Origin of the sequence: Kitasatospora sp. A2-31 (genome assembly GCF_022288725.1) — a bacterium.
Classification (GTDB): Bacteria; Actinomycetota; Actinomycetes; order Streptomycetales; family Streptomycetaceae; genus Kitasatospora.
Genome location: NZ_JAKNTA010000062.1, coordinates 1 through 6,432, shown reverse-complemented (window position 1 = coordinate 6,432; position 6,432 = coordinate 1). Strand labels below are relative to the sequence as shown.

Below are 6,432 nucleotides of genomic sequence, written 5' to 3'. Positions count from 1 at the left end.
ATGCCGACGTTCTCGATCGGCGGGCCGAGCGTCAACACGTACTCGGCGGGCGTCCTCGGCGCCGCCTTCCCGGACTTCCGTATGGACTACCCGGAGGCGGCGCGGGCCCGGTGGGGCGGGATGACCTTCGAGGCGCAGTACAACGCGGCCGACGAGCTGATCCGTGACCACGGCTTCGTCTTCGTGACCCGGACGCCCCGGCACGCGCCCTGCGTCGTGCTCTGCGGGGTCTTCGCCTTCGGCTCGGCGATGGCGGTGGAGGCGCTGGCGGCGGCGACCCGGAAGTCGCCGCTGGCGGCACTGTTCCGGTCGGGGGAGAAAGGATTCGCCGCGGTCGAGGGCCGGGTGATCGGCCTGGACACCGTGGACGTGACCGTCGAGGTCTGCCGGGTGCTGCCGGTGGTGTGAGGGCCGGGCCACCGCGTCCACCGGGCCACCGGGCACGGCGTCCACCGGGCCCCGGCGTTCGCGTCCACCGGGCCACCGGGCACGGCGTCCACCGGGCCCCGGCGTCCACCGCGCGGCCCCGGCCGATGGGGCAGAATGGTCCGGACCGTGATACGGACAATCCGGACGGGTCGGGCGAGTTCGGGGCGGGAAGTGGCTGGAATCGCAGGGGTTCCGCCTCACCACAGTCACATCATCGGCATAATCGCGCCCATGACGACCAGCCGCGCGAACGTGAGCGCGATCGCCGAAGACCTGTACGTGTGGCTTCCGCCGAAGCGGGGCTGGGGGCTGGCCAACTGCGGTCTGCTGGCCTCGCCGAGGACCGCGCTCTGGATCGACACCCCCTACGACCCCTCCCTCGCCGCGGAGTTCCTCGCCGAGAGCCGCAAGCGGCTGCCCGAGGGCGTCGACGTCGACCGCGTGGTCGTCACCCACGCCAACGGCGACCACCTGTGGGGCGCCGGCGTGCTCCCCGACGCCGAGGTGATCGCCACTCATGAGGCGCTGGAGCACATCCACTACGAGCCGGCCCCGAAGCAGCAGCACGCGCTGGTCGCCGGCGGTGACCCCGACTCTCCGCTCGGCGGCTACCTGCAACGGCATTTCGGACAGTTCGACTGGTCGCAGACCGAGCCGGTGCACCCGCAGACCGTCTTCCGCGGCGAGCTGGAACTGCGGGTGGGGGAGTACCCCGTGCAGATCACCGGTCTGCCCGCCGCGCACACCGGCGGCGACCTGATGGTCCACCTGCCGTACCAGCGCACCGTGTTCACCGGTGACGTGGTCTTCGGCTCGACGCCCGAGCAGCCCGGTGACCACCCCTCGCACTGGTCCGGCCCGCTGGAGAACATCATCGGCGCCTGCGAGCAGGCCCTGGCCACCGGCGCGGAGATCTTCGTCCCCGGCCACGGCCCGGTGCTCGACCGCTCCGGCGTCCAGGCGCACATCGCCTACCTCGCCCACGTCCGCGAGCGCGCGCACGCACTCCACGCCGAGGGCACGCCCGCGCTGGACGCCGCCCGACGGATCATCGCCGAGCAGCGCTACCCCGAACTGGGCCTGCCCGAGCGGCTGGTGCTCACCGTGTCCGCCGAGTACCGGCACCTGGACGGCAGCGCCGCGCCGAACGTGCTGGAGGCGATGACCCAGGTGGCGCTGGTGGCCCGCGAGATCGAGGCGTCGGCGGGACAGACCGGCGCCACCGCGGGACCGCGTTCCGCGCACGCCGCCGCCACCCCTGCCTGATCGGGCTGCGGCCGGTCGGGCCGCGGCCCGACCGGCCGGGCAGTCGCCCGAAGGCCCGCCCCGCGCCACCGGTGCGGCCCCGCTCCACCTCCAGCCCCTTCGACCGAGGACCTCCGAGGACTTCGATGACGCAGATCGCGCTGCTCGCCCTGGCCGTGACGGCGGTCGCCGCGCTCGCGGCGGCCGGTCTCCTCGCCCGCGGACGGTCCCGTGCCCTCGCCCGTGCCGGCGCGGCCGAGACGGCCGCCGCCCACGGCGAGGAACGCGCCCGCGCCGCCGACGCCCGGCTGGCCCGGGGCGAGCAACAGCTCCGCGACGCGCAGGCGGTCACCCGCCGGGTCACCGAGGAGACCAAGCGGGCCGAGACCCGTGCGCTGGCCGCCGAGGGCCGGGTCCGCGAGGCGGACCAGCGCACCGCGGCGGCGGAGCACCGGGCCGCCGAGGCCGAACTGCACGCCCGCGCCGCCGAGGACCGCACCGCCGAGGCCGTGCGCCTGCGCGCGGCCGCCGAGGAGCGCACCGCGGCGCTGCTGGCCGAGATCGGCCACCTGGCCGAGGAACGGGTGGCCACCGCCGCGCTGCGGCTCAGCCACCCCAACGCCCCCGCCGCCGGGCCGCTGGACGCCGAGGCGGTCGGCCCGGAGGCGGTCCGGCTGCTGCAGGCCGTGCTGGACGCCTCGGCCGCCGCGGTGACCGAGGAGCGCGAGCGGGTCGACGCCGCCGCCCGGGCCGCGATGCGCGGTGCCACCTCCAAGATCCAGACCCTGCTCTACCAGATCCAGAGCCTCGTCCAGCAGCTCCAGAACGACAACGACGATCCGCGGCTGCTGGAGGTCGACTTCCGCAACGAGGTCGCGCTGCGCCGGATCCAGACCATCGCCGTGCTCTGCGAGGCCTGGCCGGGCCTGGCCCGGACCGACTCGCCGCTGGCCGAGGTGGTGGTCGGCGCGCTCTCCCGGGTGCCCGGCTACGCCCGCGTCAAGGTGGCCAACCACCTGCGGGAGAACCGGCTGGCCGTGGTGGCCCGCGCCGCCGAGCCGCTCGCCATCACCATCGCCGAGCTGCTCGCCAACGCCACCTCGTACTCGCACCCGGAGACGGACGTGCCGGTCACCGTCCAGCAGGGCGGCCGCGGGGCGCTGGTGATCGTCGACGACAGCGGGATCGGGATGGAGGAGGACCAGCTGGGCCGGGCCCGCCGCCTGTTGGCCGGCCCGTCCGAGGTGCTGCTGACCGAGCTGGGCAACCCTCCGAAGACCGGCTTCGCGGTGGTCGGCAAGCTCGCCCGGCAGTACGGCTTCGCCTGCCACATCGAGCCCTCGCCGTACGGCGGCATGCGGACCATCGTGCGGATCCCGGCCGCGCTGCTGACCGTGGTCGACGGTGCGCAGCCGCTCTCGGTGCTCACCCCGCTTCCGCTGCGGGCCGGCTCCGGCCCGGCCCCCACCGTGCAGGCGCTGCCCGCGCGGCGGGGCCGGTCGGACGAGCCCGGCGGGCAGGAGGTGCCGGACCGGGAGCAGGCGCCGGCCATGCACGTCGTGCCGCCGGTGCACGCCGTGGCGGACGACGGCAGCGGACTGCCCAGCCGGCGCCGGCGGCAGCCGCTCGCCCACCGTCCGCAGCCCGCCGACGGCGCGGCCGCGGCGGACTCGGCGACGGGGTCTGTGCCGCGGGTTCCGGCGGCCGACGACCCGGCGGAGGCGGACGCGCGGACGCCCGAGCAGGCGGCCGCCCGCTGGCAGGCGCTGCAACAGGGCACCGGCTCCGGCCGGGCCGCCGTCGCCGCGGCCGCAGCCGCCGACGAGGCGGCAGCCCTCGGTGGGGCCACTGCCGACCCCGTCCCCGCTGCCCTCCCCGTGGCCGACCCGGCCCCCGTCCCGACGGTCGTCCCCGCGACCGACCCCCTCCCCGCTGCCGACCCGGCTCCCGTGGCCGGCACCGCCCCCGCGACCGACCCGGCCCCCGTGGCCGGCACCGCCCCCGCACCGACCACCACGCAGCCCCTCACTGCGAGGACCAGCACCGACGCCCGGGCCGCCGACCACGGCGACCCCGACGGCGGCGGGGCCGACCACACCGGCCCCGCCGCCGCCCGTACGGGCCGGACCGGCCACCGTCCCGCCCCGTCCCCCGAAGGAGCCGAGCAGTGAGCAGCACCACCAGCCCCACCGCCACCGACGAGATCTCGTGGGTGCTGACCCCGCTGCTGGAGCTGCCGGGCGTCCTGCACGCGGTCATCGCCACCGGTGACGGTCTGGTCGAGGGCGCCTCCGACGGCCTCGGCCGCGCCTCCGCCGAGCGGGTCGCCGCGATGACGGCCACCCTGCACGCCGCCTCCCGGGCGTTCACCACCTCGTTCACCGACGTCGAACAGCCGCGGCTGGCCCAGACCGTGGTCGAGTCCGACCTGGGCTTCGCCATCGTCGTGCCGGCCGGCGAGAACACCTCGCTGGCGGTGTTCACCACCCCGGAGGCCCAGCTCGGCAACGTGGCGTACCAGATGCAGGTCCAGGTGGCCGCTCTCGGCCGTGCCCTGGCGAGCCCGGCCAGGCGGCAGGACGCGACAGCGCGGTCATGACCGCCGTCCCCCGCAGGCGGATGGTCCCCGCCTACCTGGCCACCGGCGGCCGGTCCCGGCCGGGCACCGCCGGTTTCGAGCGGCTCACCGTGCTGTGCGCGACGGGCACCGCGCCGTCGCCGGAGTCGCCGGAGCTGGAGGCCGAGCACCAGCGGCTGTGGGAGCTGCTGAGGCCCGGCGCACTGACCGTGGTGGAGGCCGCCGCGCACCTGCGGCTCCCGGTCAGTGCCACCGTCTTCCTCGCGGCCGATCTGGTCGAGGCGGGCTGCCTGCGCGCCCGCGCCCCGATCCCCCGTGCCCAGCAGACCGACCGCACCATCGTCGAGAGGCTCCTCGTTGGACTCCGCGCACTCCGGTAGCCCGGCCGACCGCACCGGTCGGGCGAGCCGCGTGGGCTACCTGCCCGACCGGGACCAGACCCTGATGAAGCTGGTCGTCGCCGGCCCGTTCGGCGTCGGCAAGACGACGCTGATCCGCACCCTGTCGGAGATCGCGACCCTCCACACCGAGGAGGCGATGACCGAGACCGGGGCGCCCGTAGACGACGCCGCGCTGCTGCCCGGCAAGCGCACCACCACGGTCGCGGTCGACTTCGGCCGTCTCACCCTGCCCGGTCAGGTGGTGCTGTACCTGTTCGGCACACCCGGACAGCGCCGGTTCTTCCCGCTCTGGCGGGACATCGCCCGGGGCGCCGTGGGCGCGCTGGTGCTGGCCGACACCCGCCGGCTGGCGGACTCCTTCGAGATCATGGACATGGTCGAGGAGCAGGGCCTGCCCTACGCGGTGGCCGTCAACGGCTTCCCCGACGCGCCGGTGCACTCCGTCGACGTGCTCCGGGCCCACCTGGACCTGCACCCCGCCACTCCGCTGGTGCTCTGCGACGCCCGTGAGCGCCGTTCCAGCCTCGACGCGCTGATCGCGCTCGCCGAGCACGTCCTGCACGGCCTGCCCCCAGCCCCCGATCCCGCCCCGGAGGGGCCGTGACCGACACCCGCACCGCCACCGACGCCCCGGCCCCGGGCGCCACCGACGCCCCGGCCCCGGGCTCCGCCGCCCCCGCGACGGCCGAGCGGCCGACCCCGATCTACGGCCCGGCGTTCGCCGCCGACCCGCAGCTCGTCTACGACCGGCTGCGCCGGCACGGCGCCGTCGCCCCGGTGGAGATCGCCCCCGGCGTCGAGGCCCTGCTGGTCACCGACTACCAGGCGGCCCTGGACCTGCTGCGCGACACCGACACCTTCTCGAAGGACTCCCGGGCCTGGCAGCAGACCGTCCCGCCGACCTCCCCGCTGCTGCCGATGCTCGGCTACCGCCCCACCGCCCTGTTCAGCGACGGCGAGGTGCACGCCCGCTACCGCCGGGTGATCACCGACGGGCTCGCCCTGCTCGAACCGCACCTGCTCCAGCGCCGGGTGGCCGAGGTCGCCCACCGCCTGATCGGCGCCTTCGAGGCGGTCGGCACCGCCGACCTGATCGCCGAGTACGCCCGGCAGCTGCCGGTGTCCGTCCTCACCACCTGGTTCGGCGTGCCCGAGGAGCACAGCGCACGGCTGGTGGCCGGCATCGCCGGGATGATCGAGTCCACCGAGAAGGCCGTGGCCGCCTACGGGGACCTCGTCGCGGTGGTCACCGACATGGTCGCCGAGCGGCGCGAGCGCCCCCGGCACGACCTGACCTCGTGGTTCGTCACCCACCCCGCGGGGCTGGACAACGACGAGGTGATCCGGCAGATCACCCTCACGATGATCGCCGGGCACGAGCCGACCACCAACCTGATCGGCAACGCCCTGCTGCGCCTGCTCACCGACGCCCGCTACGCCGGCTCGCTGATCGGCGGCGCGATGACCGCCTACCAGGCGATCGACGAGGTGCTCTGGCACGAGCCGCCGATGGCCAACCTCTCGGCGCACTACCCGCGGTACGACATCACCTTCCACGGCCGGGAGATCGCGGCCGGCTCGCTGGTGCTGGTCTCCTACGCGGCCGCCAACTCCCAGGCCGCGCCGCCCGCGGAGGGCAGCGGGCTGCGCAGCGGCGAGTCCGCGCACCTGGCCTGGGCGGCAGGCCCGCACGCCTGCCCGGCCCGCGACCCCGCGCTGCTGATCGCGATCACCGCGATCGAGCAGCTCACCAGCCGGCTGAGCGACCTGGAACTGGCC

7 protein-coding genes are annotated in these 6,432 nt (G+C 75.8%); all 7 read left to right on the top strand.

Features of this window, described 5'->3' with window-relative positions; all coding sequences use genetic code 11:
- Positions 1-408, top strand: a 408-nt coding sequence (locus MCM47_RS44400) for a hypothetical protein (protein WP_238863054.1), incomplete at its 5' end; no start/stop codon positions are given.
- 252 nt (positions 409-660) lie between these two features.
- A complete protein-coding gene (locus tag MCM47_RS44395) occupies positions 661-1,695 on the top strand; it encodes an MBL fold metallo-hydrolase (RefSeq protein WP_238863055.1) in 1,035 nt (344 codons plus the stop codon).
- Positions 1,696-1,820: 125 nt separating this feature from the next.
- Positions 1,821-3,845 carry an ATP-binding protein gene (locus tag MCM47_RS44390; RefSeq protein WP_238863825.1) on the top strand — a complete coding sequence of 675 codons (2,025 nt, stop codon included), beginning with the start codon at positions 1,821-1,823 and terminating at the stop codon, positions 3,843-3,845.
- Positions 3,842-4,273, top strand: coding sequence for a roadblock/LC7 domain-containing protein (locus MCM47_RS44385; RefSeq protein ID WP_238863057.1), 432 nt, complete (start codon positions 3,842-3,844; stop codon positions 4,271-4,273). The genes MCM47_RS44390 and MCM47_RS44385 overlap by 4 nt, the downstream gene beginning before the upstream one ends.
- Positions 4,270-4,632 carry a DUF742 domain-containing protein gene (locus MCM47_RS44380; RefSeq protein ID WP_238863058.1) on the top strand — a complete coding sequence of 121 codons (363 nt, stop codon included), beginning with the start codon at positions 4,270-4,272 and terminating at the stop codon, positions 4,630-4,632. Before MCM47_RS44385 ends, MCM47_RS44380 begins: the two co-directional genes overlap by 4 nt.
- A complete protein-coding gene (locus tag MCM47_RS44375; protein WP_238951666.1) occupies positions 4,610-5,257 on the top strand; it encodes an ATP/GTP-binding protein in 648 nt (215 codons plus the stop codon). Before MCM47_RS44380 ends, MCM47_RS44375 begins: the two co-directional genes overlap by 23 nt.
- On the top strand, positions 5,254-6,432 hold a 1,179-nt coding region (locus tag MCM47_RS44370), incomplete at its 3' end, for a cytochrome P450 (RefSeq protein WP_238951665.1). The genes MCM47_RS44375 and MCM47_RS44370, both read left to right, overlap by 4 nt.